A 16,728-nucleotide genomic window follows, 5' to 3' on the forward strand; every position below is an offset into this window, starting at 1 on the left:
CACTGCGCGCGCTCAGGGCACGCCCGCCAGCGGCCAGGTGGTGCCGTCCGTGGTCTCGATGAGCGCCGCGGTCGTGCAGTGGAGCGTCAGGGGCAGCCGGTCGGACACCGCGGTGACGACCGGCCCGAGGTCCGCCATCTGCACCCCGGTCGACGCCGAGACGTGCGGCATCCAGTGGCCGGGCTCGTAGTGCCGGTGGATCATCGCACCGGTGGCCCGCAGCGCCTCGACGGCCCGCGCCTGCCGCGCGGCCAACGCCGCCCCGGCCGAGCCCGCGAGCGCCACCCGTCCTCGCGGGAAGACGACCGTGCCCTGCACCGAGATGTCCACCGGGCCTGCGTCCGGCAGCGCGAGAGCGACGTCGCGAACTGCACCGACATCGCCGTCGAGCAGGACGGCATACGACAGGTGGGGCACGTGCCGGCCGTGCGTGTGGGAGAGCAGCGTCGGGATCCCGTTCTCCTCCAAGCGCATCCACAGCTCCCGGACCAGAGCGTCCGAGCGTCGGTCGAGCAGGAGGCAGAGCGCGAGCGCCATGCCTCATTGTGCGGCAGCACACGGCATACGCTGGCTGCGTGAGCTCGACACCCCTCCCGAACGACCTCGACGTCGTCAACGCCAACCGCTACGTGCAACTGACGACGTTCCGCCGCACGGGCACTCCGGTGGGCTCGCCCGTGTGGGTCGCGAGGGACGGTGGCGAGCTCGTCGTGATCACGGTCGACCCGGCGGGCAAGCTCAAGCGGTTGGCGCACACCGCGCGGGTCGAGCTGCGGCCGTGCGACCTGCGCGGCCGGGTGCCGGAGGGGGCCCCGACGTATGCCGGCACGGCCGTCGTCGACCGCACCCCGGAGGGCGTCGCCGCGGTCAAGCGCGCGATGGGGCGCAAGTACGTCATGGCCCGACTGGGTGACGCGATCGCGGCGGTCACCGACCGCATCCGCCCGCGTGGACCACGCGCCGCTATCCGGATCACGCTGGCCTGACCACAGGCCTGGGCCGCCCGACGCACCCAACCTTGGACAGCGCCCTGCCCCAAGGTTGGACACGCGGTTTTCCCGGAGCGCTGACCTGCGCATAGCGTGACCTTCATGAGCACGGCCTCAGGTGCCCGGCTGGTGCAACGCCAGCTGGGAAGGATGCTGCGCAGCAAGGTCGCGGGCGATGATGCGCCCCACCGCGCGCAGCGCATCTGGGGTGCCCAGGGCGAGCGTTGGTTCACGCCGGCCGACCCGGTGTGGCGGGTGCACGCGGATGCGTCGATGTTCCCCGCCGGGGTCACCTCGCTGCTGCTGCAGTCGCTGCACCCGCTCGCGATGGCGGGGGTCGCCGGCCACAGCGGTTACAAGGGCGACCCGTGGGGGCGGCTGCAGCGGACCAGCCACTACCTCGCGACGACGACGTTCGGCACGGTCGAGCACGCCGAGGAGGCCATCGCCACCGTGCGCTCGATCCACACCCGGGTGCGCGGCAAGGCTCCGGACGGCCGGGCCTACCGCGCCGACGACCCGCACCTGCTGATGTGGGTGCACGCGGCCGAGATCGACTCGTTCCTGCGGGCGTTCCAGACCTTCGCGGCCACTCCCCTGACCGCCGACGAGGCCGACGTCTACGTCGCGCAGGCCGGCATCCCGGCGGCGCGGCTCGGTGTCGTCGAACCGCCCACGACGGTCGCCGGACTGTGTGAGGTCCTCAACGCGTACCGCCCCGAGCTGGAGGCCACGCCCGCCGCCCGCGAGGCCGCGCGCTTCCTGCTGCTCAACCCGCCGCTGCCCCTCTACGCCCGGCCCGGCTACGCGACCATCGCGTCCGGGGGCGTGTCCCTGCTGCCCGGGTGGGCGCGCGAGATGCTCGGCATCCCGCTGCCCGACGTCGTTTCGACGCTCGTGGCGCGGCCGCTCGGCCGCCTCGGCACGGCGGCGGTGCGCTGGGGCATGGCGGGGCTCGCCGAGCGCCGGCCCAGCGACTCACCTGACTCACCCGACTCCCCTGATCACCGCGACGGGTCCGCCGGCCCGGTCGGGGAGAAGGCCGCCGTCTGAGCGGCCACCTTTGGCCGGGCCGGGCGGCGTTCAAGAAGCGGGCGCACCCGGCCCGGTGCCAGGTCTGTGTTCCCGTCCCGGCGCTAGGGGTCGAGGTCGGCGTCCGGTCGTGGGTGCGGGCCGTCGGGGTAGGGCTGCAACGGCACCTCGGTCGGGCGCTCGCGCATCCCGATCTCGTATGCCGCCTGCCCGGCTGCCGTCAGCACGCGCCGTCCGCCGTTGGGCAGGGTCACCGTCACCTCGAGGTCGGCGATGGAGCAGTTGAGCACGGCGTGGTCGTGGTGGGTCGTGTGCGCCTTCGCGGTCGTGCTTGCGGCTGCCTTGGTTGCGGCTACGGCCGTGGCGGCGGCGTGCGCGCCTGGCTCGGCGTAGAGCCACGCGACGGACCGTTCCGGCGGAGCGGTGACCTCGACGTCGATGGCGAGGCCACCGCGGCCCGGCAGGTGCAGGTGGGCGCCGTCGCGGCGCTCCTCGACCGTGGTTGAGCGGGCATGCGCGATGCCGCCGAGCCGTCGACGGTCGCCGCGGACAGAGAGCGCCCCGTTCGCGACCCACGGCAGCGTGCGCTCACCGACCCGGAGGCGTCCGAGCACGACGTCGATCCAGGTGCCGCTGGGCTCGCCGTCGAATCCGAGGCCGTGCAGCCAGATCCACCGCTCGGCGTGCTCGGTGCCCCAGTTGTGGCCGACCATGCCCTTCCATCCGTCCACCTCGATGACGCGCCCGTCGACGGTGACGGTGCCGGTGAACCGGGCGCACGGGTGGAGGCTGACGGGCTTCGTCCTGGGGAGGGGGACGGCATACATCCACGGGGACGGCAGGTGCTCGAGCGCGCGCTCGCCGAGGAAGGTTAATTTCCACGAGACGGGGACGTGGGCGGGAACCTGGCCGGGTGGCGGCACCATCGCGCCGACGGCGCGGGTCGGCCCGAGGGTCGCGTCGGCGATGCCGACCCAGTGCGGGTCGTGGCTCGGGGCTCCCTCGACCGTGGCCTTGGCGGTGGTCGGGCCGGGCGCGTGGGCGTCGAAGAGGGTGAACCACGTCGACGCGAGCGGCTGCTCGCCCGGCTCGAGGTGCACGGTGTGCCGCAGCCAGAAGCCGAGGCCGCCACCGGGAGCCACCGCGCGCAGGTAGTGGCTCTCGTAGCCGGACCTCATCGCCGCGAACCGCGCGGCCGCCGGATCGCCCCGCATCCTCCTGACGCTACTCCGGGGACGGCGCGGCGCCAGACCCCCTGAGCGGATCGCGCGATCGCGGCGATCGCGCAGTCCGCCCGGACGCGGCGACCTCGCGTCAGTAGGCTGCGGGTGTGCCCAGACTCGTGCTCACCGTCATCGGCGACGACCGCGCCGGCCTCGTCAACGCGCTCGCGGACGTCGTCACCGCGCACGACGGCAACTGGGAGGACAGCCAGCTCGCCGAGCTCGCGGGCAAGTTTGCGGGCATCGTCGTCGTCGGCGTCCCGGCGGGACGCGTCGACGAGCTGACCGCGGCGCTCAACCAGCTCGAGGGACTGCTCGAGGTGACGTCGCACCCGGGCGCCGAGGTCGACTCGGTGCCCGACGACTCCGCGTCGCAGCGCCTCACCCTCGACCTGCTCGGCAACGACTCCCCCGGCATCGTCCGCGAGGTGTCGTCGGTGCTGAGCCGGCACGAGCTGTCGATCGAGACGATGACGACGGGCACGCGCGAGGCGCCGATGGCCGGCGGACTGCTCTTCGAGGCGCACGTCGTGGTGCGGGTGCCGGCAGAGTCCGACACGGGTGCGCTACGCGCCGACCTGGAGAAGCTCGCCACCGAGCTGCTCGTCGACATCGCCGTCGCCTGAAAAGTCTCCGAGCACGACGAAGGGGCCCGTCTCGCGGTGCGAGCTCCGGGCCCCGTGACGGTTCACGTACCACAACGGGCCAACCGTCAAAGTCCTTCGTCAACCCCTGACGAATACGTCCAGTGAAGGGCGCTTTTCGGGTCACTACGAAGGTATTCCGCTGACCTTGTGAAATTCTTGCGGCCGCCTTGCGGCTGCTCCGGACGTTATCCGGCATCCTTCAGCATCCAGCAACCTCACGGCATCAGAACCGCATGCGAGCAGGCGGGAGGGCACTGGGGACACGCGGACCGGCGCATGGTTGAGGTGTGTCATGGGGGCGTCAGCCTCACGATAATGGGCAACCGGCTTCTCGGTCGCCGCACTGACAGCGGCGACCCTGGCCGCGTGCTCCAAGGAGGATCGCAGTCCCGAGCGTCGACGCGCTGGGCACCCCGGCCGAGATCCTGCTCGCCGACTGGTCACCCGACGGATTACGACTGTCGTTCAGCCGAGTGGACAGGAGGGTCAACCCGTTCCGGGCCTCGATCTGGGTCTCCAACAGCGACGGTTCGGCTGCCCGAGAGGTCTTCTCACAACCTCTGGACGGTGCGACCTGATGGGAGTGCCCTTCGCCAGGTGACCCGGTTCGCCCAGCCCGCGGTGGCTGCCCAACCGTCGTGGACGTCCGACGGGAAGATCGCCTTCCTGCACTGCGCCGCGATCCCCGCGTGCTTCCTGGCCTATGCGACCGCCGACGGATCGGTGGTGCAGACACCACAGAAGGTGCGCGGCCTCTGGCCGAAGCTGAAGCCTGTTGCCTGACGGCCGTCGCGCGAGCAGTGTGGGGTCATGGACGGTCATGGGTACTCGGCGACAGCTGCTCCGGTCACGCACGCGAAGGCGGTGCCGATCGCGGACTACGGGTTCCTGTCGGACGGCGAGGTGACGGCGCTGGTCACGCCGGGCGGTGACGTCGACTGGATGTGCCTGCCGCGCTTGGACTCTCCGAGCGTCTTCGGCTGCCTGCTGGGCCGGCACGCGGGTCGTTTCCGGCTCGGGCCCTCGGACGTGAACGTGCCGACGGCGCGGCGCTACCTGCCCGGCACGATGGTGCTGGAGACGAGCTGGGGCACGCCGACGGGCTGGATCATCGTGCGCGACGTGCTGCTGATCGGGCCGTGGCACCACGACGACGGCATCTCGGCGAAGCACCGCCGCACGCCGATGGACTACGACGCGCAGCACACGCTGCTGCGCACGATCAGGTGCGTGTCGGGTGAGGTGCAGACTGTGATGGACTGCGAGCCGGTGCTCGACTACGGCCGCAAGCCGGTGAAGTGGGAGTACACCGATCGCGAGTACCACCAGTGCATCTCGCAGTCGGAAGGCTCCGACATCAGGCTCACGCTGACGACCGACCTGCGTGTCGGTTTCGAGGGCGGGCAGGCTTCTGCGCGAACGCTGCTCAAGCAGGGCGATGAGCGTTTCGTGGCGTTGTCGTGGGGTGCGATCGCGCCGCCGTTGACGTCGGAGGAGGCGCACGACCGGCTCGAGTGGACGGCGCACCACTGGCAGCACTGGCTCGCGCGCGGCCGCTTCCCCGACCACCCGTGGCGCAGCTATCTCCAGCGCAGCGCCCTGACGCTCAAGGGCCTGACGTACGCGCCGACCGGGGCGATCGCGGCCGCGTCGACGACGTCGCTGCCCGAAACCATTGGCGGAGAACGCAACTACGACTACCGATTCACCTGGATCCGTGACGGGACGTTCGCCCTGTGGGGTCTCTACTCGCTCGGGTTCGACTGGGAGGCCGTGGACTTCTTCTCGTTCATCGCCGACATGGCCGAGCGCGACGAGGACCTGCAGATCATGTACGGCATCGGCGGGGAGCGTGAGCTGCCGGAGTCCACGCTGGACCACCTGCCGGGGTATGCCGCCTCGCGCCCGGTGCGCATCGGCAACGCCGCTCACTCGCAGGTGCAGCACGACGTGTGGGGTGCACTGCTCGACTCCGTCTACCTGCACTCGAAGGTCGCCGACCACCTCGACGGGCGCATCTGGCCGATCCTCGGCAAGCAGGTCGAGGCCGCGCTGAAGCACTGGCACGAGCCCGACGCCGGCATCTGGGAGGTGCGCGGCGAGTTGCAGCACTTCACCTCGTCGAAGATCATGTGCTGGGTCGCGGTCGACCGCGGCGCGAAGCTCGCCTCGATGATCGGCCAGGACTCGCAGGCCTCGGAGTGGCAGTTGGCCGCTGACCAGATCAAGGCCGACATCCTCGAGCACGGTGTCGACTCACGCGGGGTGCTGACGCAGTACTACGGGACGGATGCCCTGGACGCGTCACTGCTGCTGGCGCCGTTGGTGCGGTTCTTGCCGCCTGACGACCCGGTACTGCGCGCGACCGTGCTCGCGATCGCCGACGAGCTGACGGTCGACGGGCTGGTGCTGCGCTACCGCGTCGACGAGACCGACGACGGGTTCTCCGGTGAGGAGGGCACCTTCACGATCTGCTCGTTCTGGCTCGTGTCGGCGCTGTCGGAGATCGGCGAGACGAAGCGGGCTCACGAGCTCTGCGCGAAGCTGCTCTCGCTCGCCGGGCCGCTCGAGCTGTATGCCGAGGAGATCGACACCCACACGGGCCGCCACCTCGGCAACTTCCCTCAGGCGTTCACCCACCTGGCCCTGATCAACGCGGTCATGCACGTGATCGCGACGGAGATGGGAACGCATTAAGCTTCGGCTGGCTTGGATCTTGCTCCGCTCAGCGGAGCAAGATCCAAACGCTGGCCGTTGCGGGGAGCCAGGCCCGCACCCTAGGTCCCGGAGTTGATGTCGCACGTCGTCAGGCCCCCGAACTGCCAGGCGGCCAGCAGATCTCGGTCACCCGAGGCCGCCACCCCGTCGTCGCGAACCACACGCGTACCCGTGGCGGCATGGACGCCGTCATAGCCGCGCAGTCCACACGTTGTCACGAAGGACGCCGCCTCCCTCGACAGCCGGTCGTCGAGGGTCACGAGGTGCATCTGGTCAGCAAGTGATTCGGCGGCTTCGAGAAGCCCGTCCATCTGCTCCGCGGTGATGCGCCCGGTGTGATGGGCTCGCCACAGCGCGGACGCCGACTCGGGTCGCAGAGCCACCGACGAGACGACGTCGTCGGCGGAGTCCCACAGCCGCCGACAGAGCGCTGAGGACGGTTCGGCAACGAGCAGCGGCACGAACGCCGAAGTGTCCAGGTAGAGGATCACCGACTCTGGTCGCCGACCAGGTCGCTGATGCCGCCTTGGACAACCATGGGCTGTGGCGCCTCACCCTTCTGCCGGGCCTGCGTCACGAGCCCCTCGTCGATCAGGGACTGAAGAGTGATGCGGCCGGTCAGCGGCCGGATCTCGGCGACGGGCCTGCCGCGGTCGGTGATGACGAGCGTCTCCCCCGCCTGGGCGCGAGCGACGTACTCGCTCAGCCGGCTCTTGAGCTCGCGTATGCCGACTTGACGCAAACTCATTGTGACCACCTCATGATGCATTGTAGTCACTAGCGCTTCACCAGTCCCAGGGATCGCCGGCGACCAGCGTCTGCGTCCTGATTTCGTTGTCCGCGGCCCGGATGAGGTAGAGCTCGCGGTTGTCCCCACGCTCCGCCGCGATGACACCGGTGACGATGTGGTCGAAGGTGAAGTCCTCGAAGTCCTCGTGCTGGCCACGCGCCAGTCCGTCGGCGCACAGGAAGTGGTCGACGAGGTGCCTGAGCCAGCTCGCGGCGTTGTTCGACTTCTCGAACTTCCTCCACTGAAGGCAGCAGCCCTCGACGCACGGCCGCCAGTCGCAACGACCCCACGGCACGCCGACGTCGACCTCCACGTGCGCCGACTCTCGCTCAACGGGGTAGCGGCCGGCGTTCGCCGCCCTCGGGTTCAGGGGCAGGTCGTAGCCCCACTTGCCGGGTTCGTAGACCTCGGCGTAGGCCCTTAGCCACTCGATCTCCGCTTGGTTGAGCACCGGCTCGATGTCGAGCCGGCCCAGATAGTTCGTGCTGTATCCCACGGGTCCTCCCTGCCGCCTATCGCTGTGCCGCGATGTGGGTCAGAGACAACCACCCCCGCGGCGACGACGACCGGCTTCGTCCACAGCCGTTGCTCCGGGGGCCCGCCCACGCCACTGGGGACAACCCGAGCCGACAAACGCTCACCGGTGGCACGGTCTGTCCATGACCAGATCCCTTGAACGTTGGGAGCTCGAGGATCCCGATCGCGTTCTTCGCGCCGTCGACGCCTTGTGCCCTTTGCGCGCCGGCCAGGTTGTCGTGGCGTCAGTGCACCTCGAATCCCAAGAGGTCGTCGACGCGGCCGCCCTGCCGGATGCCTCTGAGCCACAGCCGTGCTGGGACCCATACGAGGCGAGCCGCCGGCTCTGCGAGGTGGCCGAGCGGCTCGTCCCGCCGCGCACCGGCACCCCGACTGGGTGGAGTCCCATCACCCACGTGTTGGTCACGGTCGTCTGCCGTGAGGGGCGGGTCATCGACACCATCACCGAGCACCGTTGGTTCCGGCCCTGGCGTTCCAGTAACCACTTCACGACGGCGACCGAGGGCGACATCTACGTCGTCACGCCCCACGGATGGACCGGGGTGATGGACAAACGCGCCGGCCTCGTTCCTCGACTTCGCCCCCGCCTCGCTCTGGCACCGAGGGCCACCGCCTGACTCCTCGGCCGAGTCGCTGCCGACACGCGTGTGGGTGCGCCACGATGGGTGCGTGCCTGATGACTTCCTCATCGCCCGCAACCCAGACGAGGCCAGCACGTTGCCCTACCTCGTGCGGATTCCCCTGGGCGAGAACGGCATCGTGCTGAAGAGCAAGGAAACGTGGCCTCGCACCAGCAAGGTCTACTGCCACCGCGCCGAGGAGTGGCCCGCCGACGCCGACGTCGTGGAGCGGGTGGCCACACGGGTCTGTGTGCGCCGCGGGGCCGCCATCGAGCTCGTCCTCGACCGCACCCGTGAGAGCCGGTCGCAGTTCGTGCTCACGCACGTGAAGGGGCGCGAGGCGATCTTCTGGCAGAGCGCCCGCACTGCGAAGCAGGCCCGGCCCTCGGTCCGCATCCCGACGGCACGCGCGGCCACGCCCACCACTGTCGACACGGGCCCGCTCGAGATCCTCGTCGATGCGCACGAGCGCTACGCCTGGCGTTTCAGCCACCAGCAGGTGACCACTCGCAAGCAGCGTCTCGACGCGGGTGACTACGCCGTCGAGGTCGATGGGCGGGTCGTCGCCGCAGTGGAGCGCAAGAGCCTCGAGGACCTCGCCTCCTCTCTGCTGAACGGGAAGCTGAGGTACGCGCTCGCCGAGCTCAGCGGCATACCTCGGGCGGCCGTCGTGGTGGAGGAGCGCTACTCACGCGTCTTCTCCCTCACGCACGTGCGGCCCGCCGTCGTGGCGGACGCGATCGCCGAGTGTCAGGCGCGCCATCCGAGCGTGCCGATCGTCTTCGCCGAGACGCGAGCCCTCGCGCAGGAGTGGACCTACCGTTTCCTGGCGGCCTCCTTGCGCGAGGTGGACGCCGACGCGGGTGCGGTTGAGCGGTTGGCTGATCTGGTGCCAGCCGGGCCGGTGCCGGATGCCGAGCCCAGCACGGCCATGGTGCGGGCGTGGGCGATGGCGCAAGGCCTTTCCGTCAGCGACCGGGGCCGGCTGCGCCCCGAGATCTGGAAGGCCTACGAGGCTCGAGCCTGAGCGCGCGGCTGTGCGACGTTCTCCCTTGGGGATGAAGCGCTCGGGCCGGGCCCGACTGGTGGCACGGTGGTGTCCATGGACCGACTCCCTCCGGGATGGCAGCTCGAGGATCCCGCAGACACCCTGACCGACATCGACCGCCTCTACCCCTTCGTCTCCGGCCAGGTGATCGTCGCCTCCGTGGACAACGAGCTGCAGGTCATGGTGGCCGCGACCCCCGTCCCCGTCGATCCCTCGCCCGGCTGGGACCTCGACGGGGCGATCGGCCTGTTGACCGACGTCGCCTCGCGGCTCGTGCCCGAACTTCCGGACGACGAGGTCGAAAGTGCTCCGGTCCGGCAACATCTGGTGACCGTCGTGTGCCGTCGCGGCCCTGTGACCGAGACGGATGTCGAGCACGGCTGGGACGAGGCCTGGATCCACGTCAGTCACTCCGGCCCCGCGTTGGTCGGTGAGGTCTACGTGATCACCCCCGCCGGGTGGCATGGCGTCACGGACCGCCGCACCGGCGCCGAGCCGAGCCTGCGGCCACGTTTGTCCTTGGTGCCCCTGACCGACGCCTGACCACTCGGGTGGAGACTGGTCTGGTCGGTAACCGTGACGAAAAGGGAGCTCGCCGTGTCTGACAACGACACCTACGTGACGGCCCAGGTGGGGCACCCCTACTGGGCGAAGCACGCGTACGAGGTCCTCGTGGAGACGGCCGGTCGCTACGACGCCGTCATCACCTACTCCGACCTGGCCGAGGAGGTGCAGCGCCGGTCGTCGCTGTGGAGCAAGTCCGAGATGCGCACGTGGATCGGCGGCCTGCTCGCCGACATGGCGAAGGTCAACCACGCGCGTGACGAGCCGCCGCTGACGTCACTCGTCGTGCACAAGCAGGACGGGCGCACCAGCGCGGGCTACGACCAGGCCCGTCGCCTCGCGGGCCAGCGCGCCCTCGACGACCCGGACGAGCGGGAGACGCAGGCAGCCACCGCGCGTCTCGAGTGCTACCGACACTGGGGCGCCGACGTGCCCGCGGACGCACGCCCGACAGTCCACACGCGTACACGGGAGGCTCGGCAGCGCAGTCCTCGCGCTTCCCGCTCGGTGGCCGGCACGACTTCCCGCGCCACTTCCCGCGCTTCCACGGAAGAACGGCGGGGAGCCGTCTGCCCGACCTGCTTCATGGAGATGCCGCTCTCGGGCGTGTGTGCGAACTGCGATTGAGCCGGCGCGATCCGGCCTCAGCGCATGCGGCGGAGGATCGCCAACGCCACCCGGCGCGTCAGGTCTGCAGCGTCCCGCGACGGCACGGCCGCCTCTGGCTCCGGCCCCGCGCCGACGCACGACACGAGCATCGTGACCGCGCCACCCAAGAGCCGGGCGCCACCGAAGGCGTCCCAGCGGCCGGGCGGTTCGCCGTCCGTCGTGCGGAAGCCGGCGCTTCCCAGCAGGCGGGCGACAGAGTCGTACGCGTCGTCCGAGTCCCAGCCGCGAGGGTGCGTCTTCAACGGCTCCCCGCCGACGACCGCCACTAGCACCAGCCCGCCCGCGACCCGTTCCCACTCGCGGCCATCGGCAGCCGTGCGTGACAGCGCGAGGTCGAGCAGCCGCTCGGGGTGGTCGCGCAGGCGGCCGGCCAGCGCCGTCGGCAGCAGGTGTCCCTTCGCCTTGCGCAGCAGTCCGAAACTGCGCACTCGGTCGCGCAGGTCGAGAACCGGCGGCGTGAGGTCCTCACGGTTGCCCGTGCCCGGCCAGTTGTCGGCCATTCGCGCCTCGCGGAGGATCCGCTCGGTTACCCGGCCAGGCAAGTAACCAGCCGGCGTCAGCTTCAGCCCGTCGCCCACGGCGTCGAGGACGACACGGATCGGGCGCGTCAACGCCTCTGCCTCGGCAGGACTGAAGTGGTCGGAGCTGGCCCAGTGGGGTGTGGAGAGCCAGTCGTCGAGCTCGAGGCGAGCCAGCCGGTGGAGCCGGTTGATGACGTCGACGAGCTCGTCCGGCAGCTGCGCGAGCGCGGTCGAGATGTCGCGGGGCGCGAGCCGGGCGAGGGCTGCGTTGGTCTGCTCGAGATCGAAGTGGTCCGGGTGCCATCCGCGAGGCAGCCACGCCCGCATCTCGCGGGCCGTCAGGCCGTTGCCCAAGCGGTGAGCGGGATTCTCGCCGGCGCGCACCCACGCGGCGACGTCCTCGTAGCCGGGCTGGCCGCCGACGTCCTCAGGCGGGCATGCACGCTCCCCTGCCAGGCACGCGATCGCGTATGCCGCCTGGCCCGGGTGAGCGCCAGCGTCCTCGCCCCTGCGCGGCTCCAACGATTCGATGTGCTCCAGCGTCAGCGTGTGGGTCCAGCCGTCGCCGAAGTCGTAGGCGTAGGTGAGCTGATCGCCGGGCTGCCGCAGCACCTGATCGAGCCGGACGTCGGTCTCGAGGATGCCCTCGTCGCCCTCCTCGACGTCGAAGGCGGTGAGGAAGCGTGGGCTTACGTGCGCGGCCCCGATACTGAATTGGTGCAGGTGCGAGTCGGTCCAGCCCATCAGCAGCTGGAGCGCGTCGTGCACCCGATCGAGACGCACATCGCCCGCGATGGTGAAGCGCCTCCACACCGGTGGCTCGATGTCGTCGAGCGCGATCCGGACGGTCAGCAGCGACGCCTCCGGCGGTGGTGGTGGGACGTCAGGCGCGGACGGGCGGTCGGGCCAGGAACTCACGCCGACAGCGTACGCAAGCGGTGATTTCTGGTTGGGTCACCGCTGGCTGGTCGGAGGCGTGCTCACAGCGCTGGCCGAGGCGGCGCCGAGGTGTGGGTGCGCCCGATAGCCCCACCGGGCGCACCCAAGGATCCCCTTGACTTCCCCCAGGAGTGAGTCGTTCGGCTGCCACGCCCGACCACTACTGGTCCCCCTTCCGTGCGCTGCCGCTGTGTCCGCTCGCGAAAGAGGAGACGGCAACGCCCGCTCGTCAAGGATCGGACAGGGAGAAGTCGGGCGCTAGGTGTCGGAAACGACACCTAGCGGTGACATCAGCGCTGCGAGGGTGCGTCGCTGCCCCGCCGACTCTGCCGGGCCCACCACGCCGTGGCGGCGGCGCGCCCGCGGAGGCCTGTCTTCGCGTACACGGAGGAGAGGTGCTTGCGCACAGTCCGCTCGCTGAGGCCGAGGCGGTGCGCGATAGCGCCGCTGGTGAGGCCGCCGGCGGCGAGGGCGAGCACCTGCTCCTCGCGCCTGGTCAGCGCCACCAGTTGGTCGTGACCGATGCCTCCACTGTCGTCGAGGCTCAGGGCGCGCAAGCGGCTCGTGGCCTCGGTGATGCGGGCGTTCAGGGTCAGGGCGGGCGCGACGATGCTCTGGATCAGGGCGAGCGCGTCGAGGTCGTCGTCGGTGAAGTCGCGGCGGTCGCGGTGCAGGCCGAGGAACGCGAAGCCGGTGGGGCTCATCTGGAGGGCGATGGACGCGGGGTAGTGGGCGGTCGGCAACCAGCCGTGCATCGCGTCGAACTCCTCCGTCTCCCAGAACGCGTCCATCCGCACCTGGTCGCTCGTGCGGACGGGGCGCGTGGCGCCGAACTGGAACATGGCGGTGAACGACGGGTGCGTGCCGACGAACTGGGCGGCGCGCTCAGCCTGACCGGGCAGCACGATGCAGCCATCGGACGTGACGACGTCCGGCGCGTCACCGGGCTGCAGGTCGGCGCTGAACGTGGCCAGGCCGCAGCCGCCGTCGGCCGCGAGCACGACCTCGATGCGGCGGACGAGGTCCTGCTTGAAGGGCTCGCCCGCGGCGATCTGCCGGGCGATGTCAATGCCGAGCCGAAGCACGTCAGCTTCGCGTGGACCGCCGGCCCCGATCAAGGGGGTAGAGCGATGCGTCCCCATGTCGTGCTCCCCTCGACCGCCGGGCGTCGAAGGCCCGTCAAGAAATGGTAAGAGCGGTCTGAGGAGTGTGCGGCGATTTGTCGAACGTGCCGCGGCATGGGCGCGCCGCCCTACTCCTTCTCGAAGGTGACGAGCACGCCGCTGACACCGCCGGGGCCGATGCGGCCCTTCACGTCGACGGAGGTGATCGCCTTGACCGACCAACCCTTCGAGCCGTACTCGTTGAGCACCTTCTCGAGCTTGTCGCCGGACATCTTCCCGCCAAGCATCCCCTCGCGGAGCTCGACGACCTTGTACTGCGGCATGACAGTCCCCTCTCGTTTCGTGGTGCCTTGACCATAGGTGGAGATGACGAGGGCGGGATTCCTGTCGCTCAGGCTGTACGCGCGCGGCTCGGTCGTGCGCCGCTTGGAGGCAGGAGACAAGCCAACCTCAGCTACCAGTCAGTGAGCAGGCGCACGGGCCTGACCCAAATCGGACTGGGCAGTGCTTGATCCGTTCTCAAGCACCAGTCTCCGACCGGCTCGCGCCCAATCCGCCCACATAGGGCGCACCCAGCTCTGCTGCCTACCGCCCACAAGGCCCGTCGCCTGCCGCACTGGCGTCGTCTCCGGTGACGAGGCGCTCCACCGACCACCCACGAAATGCGGACGGCGTCTGCGGCACGTAGGAGGGAGGGGTCTTAGAGCTGCCCGGATGACTTTGGGACCTCGGTGGCGATGGCCCGAAGCATGCCGTCGACCAGTAGGAGTCGATGTGTTCGCCTGTCGCGCGTCAGCCCGATCCTTACAGTTATGACCTCACAAAATCGTGGGGGTTCGTCCTGAATCATCGCGTGTGCTGAAAGACTGCCTCGGTGAGCGTTACGAGCAGGGCGGGGGACGCGCGCGTCGCCGTCGACATCACCGAACTCAAGCCGAGTTCGCCCGTATCGCCGAGAGCCAGTCGAAGTTCCACGCCGAGATCGACGCGATCGTCGCCGACCTGGAAGGACAGCGCTGATGCAGGCAAACCCAGCGAAACTGCTCGACGCCCTTGGTATCGGGGGGCGCCAGTTCGTGGTGCCGATCTACCAGAGGGTGTATTCGTGGCGGCCATCCGACGTCCGGCGGCTGTGGGAGGACGTCTTGCGGGCGGGTGCGACCAGCGCGACGGCGAATCACTTTACCGGCTCGATCGTCTACATCGGCAAGGGCCAGGGCACCCGGACGTCGACCGAGCCTGATCTGCTGATTGATGGCCAACAGCGAGTGACCACTGTCAGTCTGCTTTTGCTGGCGCTTGCCGACCATTTGGGAACGCTGCCGGAGGACCAGCGCGAACCGGCCGATGGATTCACGTCCCAGGAAATCCGCGCGAACTACCTCACCAACCCCCTGAAGGACGGCGAGCGGTTCTTCAAACTCGTGCTCTCGAAGGCTGACAACGAGACCCTGAAGGCCCTGATCAAAGGCGCACCCCTTGCCCCAGGACGTTCGCGCATCCGGGACACCTACGAGTTCTTTTCCGTCAAACTCAGGGATGCCGGCGTCAATCTCGAGAATGTCTGCACGGGATTAACAAAGCTCGAAGTGGTGGACATCGAGCTTGCTCGGGGAGTTGACGACCCGCAGCTGGTCTTTGAGTCAATGAATGCCACGGGCAAGCCGCTTGAGCAGAACGACCTCGTTCGCAACTACGTCCTCATGGACCTGGAGCAGGAAGCTCAACGAGAGCTCTACGAGTCATACTGGCGCCCGATGGAGGAGTTGTTCAGTGGGGATGACGAGTGGTGGTTCGGCGAGTTCGTCCGCAGCTACCTCACGCTGAAGACGGGCGGCGTTCCGCGACTCGGTGATATCTACGAAGCGTTCAAGGCGTACACCCGATCCCTTGATGCGAACTGGCGGGCGAGCCATGCTGCGGAGTTGCACGAGCACGCCACTTGGTTCGCACACATGGTTCTCGGTACCGAGCCAAACGAGCAGCTCCGTCGGCTGTTTGGAGAGTTGCGGCAGCTGCAAGACACGATCTTCTATCCCCTCGGCTTGCGCCTCTACGCCGAGTATCAGAAGGATGAGAACGCGCTTTCGCGAGAGGACTTCATCTCGATTCTGCAGGCAGTTAGGTCGTATCTCCTGCGGCGAAGCATCTGCCGGATCCCGACCAACGTTCTTAACAAGACCTTCGCGGCTTTGGCGGTTGTCACGAGCGACGCTCCGATCACGGATGAGGTCGTCGGGCGGTTGCTCGCGTACGGCGGAAGCCAGGAATTTCCCTCCGACGAGGAGTTCGCCGAGGCGCTCCGCACCGGCAATATTTATAAGCTCGGCCGCAAGAGCTACTTCCTGCACGAGATGGAGAATCATATCGAGACGGGGAATGGCCTCAAGCGGCGAAAGGAGGAGGTCCAGACGCAAGGCTTCACCGTCGAGCACGTCATGCCGCAGAACGAGAACCTGTCACCATGGTGGAAGAACGCCCTGGGAGACAATTGGCGCGAAGACCACCAGCGACTGCTGCACACGCTTGGCAACCTGACACTGACCGGCTACAACCCGGAATACTCGGACAAGGACTTCCCGGACAAGCGCGACATGGACGGCGGCTTCAAGGTCAGCCCTCTATTGCTGAATCAGGGCCTCGCGGAGCTCGACACGTGGAATGCTGCGTTGATCGAAGAGCGCGCGCAGAAGTTGGCGGCCAAGGCGCTGCAGCTGTGGCCAAGGCCGCAGCTGTCCGACGAAGTCGCCGACGCGTACCGCACGCAAGTCGCGGTCGGCCGGGGCTTTGACTGGAGCCTGCTCCACCAAATTCTCGAGGTCCTTCCGCCCGGTCGATGGACCGGCTACTACTACCTAGCGGAGATCGTCGGCACGGCGTCGCAGCCGCTCGCCAACCACGTGTCGAAGTGCACCGAGTGCAAGCATGCCTACCGGGTGATGACGTACGACGGCCGCATCGCTGAGGGATTCAAGTGGGGAGCGAATTCCGAACATGCCGGCAAGGACCCAGTGGATGTCCTCGCCGAAGAGGGGCTCCAGTTCATCAACGGCAAGGCTGATCCGGCCCAGAAGATGCAGACCGATGAGTTGGTGGCGCTCGTTGATAGGCCAATCGAATGAGCCAGCATCGGCGACCTCATTGCTGAGCACTGTCGGGACGGGGTTGAGTTCAAGACCCTCGGCGAGGTGGGGGATTTGTCCGCGGGCATGGGCTGCAGAAGAAGAACTTGGGCGGCGATGGGTTGCCGGCGATCCACTATGGCCAAGTCTTCACCACCGACGGAACGCCAAGGGCATCGGCCCAT

The 16,728-nt window shown here is 68.9% G+C and carries 19 protein-coding genes; 11 read left to right on the forward strand and 8 right to left on the reverse strand.

What is annotated here, in order from left to right; genetic code table 11:
- Positions 1 to 12 precede the first annotated feature (12 nt).
- Entirely contained in the window at positions 13 to 537 is a 525-nt protein-coding gene (locus tag AC1DE0_RS05865) for a 2'-5' RNA ligase family protein (RefSeq protein WP_478098151.1), read from the reverse strand.
- A 38-nt stretch (positions 538 to 575) separates the two neighbouring features.
- Between AC1DE0_RS05865 and AC1DE0_RS05870 the strand changes: the two genes are divergently transcribed.
- Entirely contained in the window at positions 576 to 986 is a 411-nt protein-coding gene (locus tag AC1DE0_RS05870; RefSeq protein ID WP_478098152.1) for a PPOX class F420-dependent oxidoreductase, read from the forward strand.
- A gap of 105 nt (positions 987 to 1,091) precedes the next feature.
- Positions 1,092 to 2,042 (forward strand): oxygenase MpaB family protein, encoded by a 951-nt coding sequence (locus AC1DE0_RS05875; RefSeq protein WP_478098153.1) that lies wholly within the window; start codon positions 1,092 to 1,094, stop codon positions 2,040 to 2,042.
- Positions 2,043 to 2,125: 83 nt separating this feature from the next.
- Here the strand turns inward: AC1DE0_RS05875 and AC1DE0_RS05880 are convergent, their stop codons facing one another.
- Positions 2,126 to 3,235, reverse strand: coding sequence for a hypothetical protein (locus AC1DE0_RS05880; protein ID WP_478098154.1), 1,110 nt, complete (start codon positions 3,233 to 3,235; stop codon positions 2,126 to 2,128).
- A 116-nt stretch (positions 3,236 to 3,351) separates the two neighbouring features.
- Here AC1DE0_RS05880 and AC1DE0_RS05885 point away from each other — a divergent pair, with 116 nt between their 5' ends.
- The 3 genes from AC1DE0_RS05885 to AC1DE0_RS05895 all read left to right on the forward strand — a co-directional run bounded on the left by AC1DE0_RS05885 (position 3,352) and on the right by AC1DE0_RS05895 (position 6,588).
- Positions 3,352 to 3,870 (forward strand): glycine cleavage system transcriptional repressor, encoded by a 519-nt coding sequence (locus AC1DE0_RS05885; RefSeq protein ID WP_478098156.1) that lies wholly within the window; start codon positions 3,352 to 3,354, stop codon positions 3,868 to 3,870.
- Between the two features lie 618 nt (positions 3,871 to 4,488).
- Positions 4,489 to 4,674: a hypothetical protein gene (locus AC1DE0_RS05890; RefSeq protein WP_478098159.1), complete on the forward strand. Its 186-nt coding sequence runs from the start codon at positions 4,489 to 4,491 to the stop codon at positions 4,672 to 4,674.
- 27 nt (positions 4,675 to 4,701) lie between these two features.
- A complete protein-coding gene (locus tag AC1DE0_RS05895) occupies positions 4,702 to 6,588 on the forward strand; it encodes a glycoside hydrolase family 15 protein (RefSeq protein WP_478098161.1) in 1,887 nt (628 codons plus the stop codon).
- Between the two features lie 80 nt (positions 6,589 to 6,668).
- Here the strand turns inward: AC1DE0_RS05895 and AC1DE0_RS05900 are convergent, their stop codons facing one another.
- From AC1DE0_RS05900 to AC1DE0_RS05910, 3 genes are read right to left on the reverse strand one after another with little or no spacing between them, the layout of a single operon-like run.
- On the reverse strand, positions 6,669 to 7,100 hold the full coding sequence (locus AC1DE0_RS05900; RefSeq protein WP_478098163.1) for a type II toxin-antitoxin system VapC family toxin: 432 nt from the start codon (positions 7,098 to 7,100) through the stop codon (positions 6,669 to 6,671).
- Positions 7,097 to 7,357 (reverse strand): type II toxin-antitoxin system Phd/YefM family antitoxin, encoded by a 261-nt coding sequence (locus AC1DE0_RS05905; RefSeq protein ID WP_478098165.1) that lies wholly within the window; start codon positions 7,355 to 7,357, stop codon positions 7,097 to 7,099. The genes AC1DE0_RS05900 and AC1DE0_RS05905 overlap by 4 nt, the downstream gene beginning before the upstream one ends.
- A 37-nt stretch (positions 7,358 to 7,394) precedes the next feature.
- Positions 7,395 to 7,895, reverse strand: coding sequence for a hypothetical protein (locus tag AC1DE0_RS05910; RefSeq protein ID WP_478098167.1), 501 nt, complete (start codon positions 7,893 to 7,895; stop codon positions 7,395 to 7,397).
- Between the two features lie 163 nt (positions 7,896 to 8,058).
- Between AC1DE0_RS05910 and AC1DE0_RS05915 the strand changes: the two genes are divergently transcribed.
- The 4 genes from AC1DE0_RS05915 (at position 8,059) to AC1DE0_RS05930 (ending at position 10,795) form a co-directional block, all read left to right on the forward strand.
- Complete coding sequence (locus tag AC1DE0_RS05915) at positions 8,059 to 8,553, forward strand: hypothetical protein (RefSeq protein WP_478098172.1); 495 nt, start codon at positions 8,059 to 8,061, stop codon at positions 8,551 to 8,553.
- A 52-nt stretch (positions 8,554 to 8,605) separates the two neighbouring features.
- A complete protein-coding gene (locus AC1DE0_RS05920; RefSeq protein ID WP_478098174.1) occupies positions 8,606 to 9,583 on the forward strand; it encodes an ERCC4 domain-containing protein in 978 nt (325 codons plus the stop codon).
- A gap of 75 nt (positions 9,584 to 9,658) precedes the next feature.
- Positions 9,659 to 10,147 (forward strand): hypothetical protein, encoded by a 489-nt coding sequence (locus AC1DE0_RS05925; RefSeq protein ID WP_478098176.1) that lies wholly within the window; start codon positions 9,659 to 9,661, stop codon positions 10,145 to 10,147.
- A 54-nt stretch (positions 10,148 to 10,201) separates the two neighbouring features.
- A complete protein-coding gene (locus AC1DE0_RS05930; protein ID WP_478098178.1) occupies positions 10,202 to 10,795 on the forward strand; it encodes a hypothetical protein in 594 nt (197 codons plus the stop codon).
- A gap of 17 nt (positions 10,796 to 10,812) precedes the next feature.
- Here the strand turns inward: AC1DE0_RS05930 and AC1DE0_RS05935 are convergent, their stop codons facing one another.
- The 3 genes from AC1DE0_RS05935 to AC1DE0_RS05945 form a co-directional block, all read right to left on the reverse strand.
- Positions 10,813 to 12,276, reverse strand: a complete 1,464-nt coding sequence (locus AC1DE0_RS05935) for a plasmid pRiA4b ORF-3 family protein (protein ID WP_478098180.1) — start codon at positions 12,274 to 12,276, stop codon at positions 10,813 to 10,815.
- Between the two features lie 311 nt (positions 12,277 to 12,587).
- A complete protein-coding gene (locus AC1DE0_RS05940; protein ID WP_478098181.1) occupies positions 12,588 to 13,382 on the reverse strand; it encodes a helix-turn-helix transcriptional regulator in 795 nt (264 codons plus the stop codon).
- A gap of 167 nt (positions 13,383 to 13,549) precedes the next feature.
- Positions 13,550 to 13,744 (reverse strand): DUF4177 domain-containing protein, encoded by a 195-nt coding sequence (locus tag AC1DE0_RS05945; protein ID WP_478098183.1) that lies wholly within the window; start codon positions 13,742 to 13,744, stop codon positions 13,550 to 13,552.
- A gap of 532 nt (positions 13,745 to 14,276) precedes the next feature.
- Here AC1DE0_RS05945 and AC1DE0_RS05950 point away from each other — a divergent pair.
- Together AC1DE0_RS05950 and AC1DE0_RS05955 are read left to right on the forward strand one after the other, a co-directional pair.
- On the forward strand, positions 14,277 to 14,441 hold the full coding sequence (locus tag AC1DE0_RS05950) for a hypothetical protein (RefSeq protein WP_478098184.1): 165 nt from the start codon (positions 14,277 to 14,279) through the stop codon (positions 14,439 to 14,441).
- Entirely contained in the window at positions 14,441 to 16,543 is a 2,103-nt protein-coding gene (locus AC1DE0_RS05955) for a DUF262 domain-containing protein (protein ID WP_478098185.1), read from the forward strand. Before AC1DE0_RS05950 ends, AC1DE0_RS05955 begins: the two co-directional genes overlap by 1 nt.
- Positions 16,544 to 16,728 lie beyond the last annotated feature (185 nt).

The organism is Terrabacter sp. 05T424 (genome assembly GCF_056396225.1).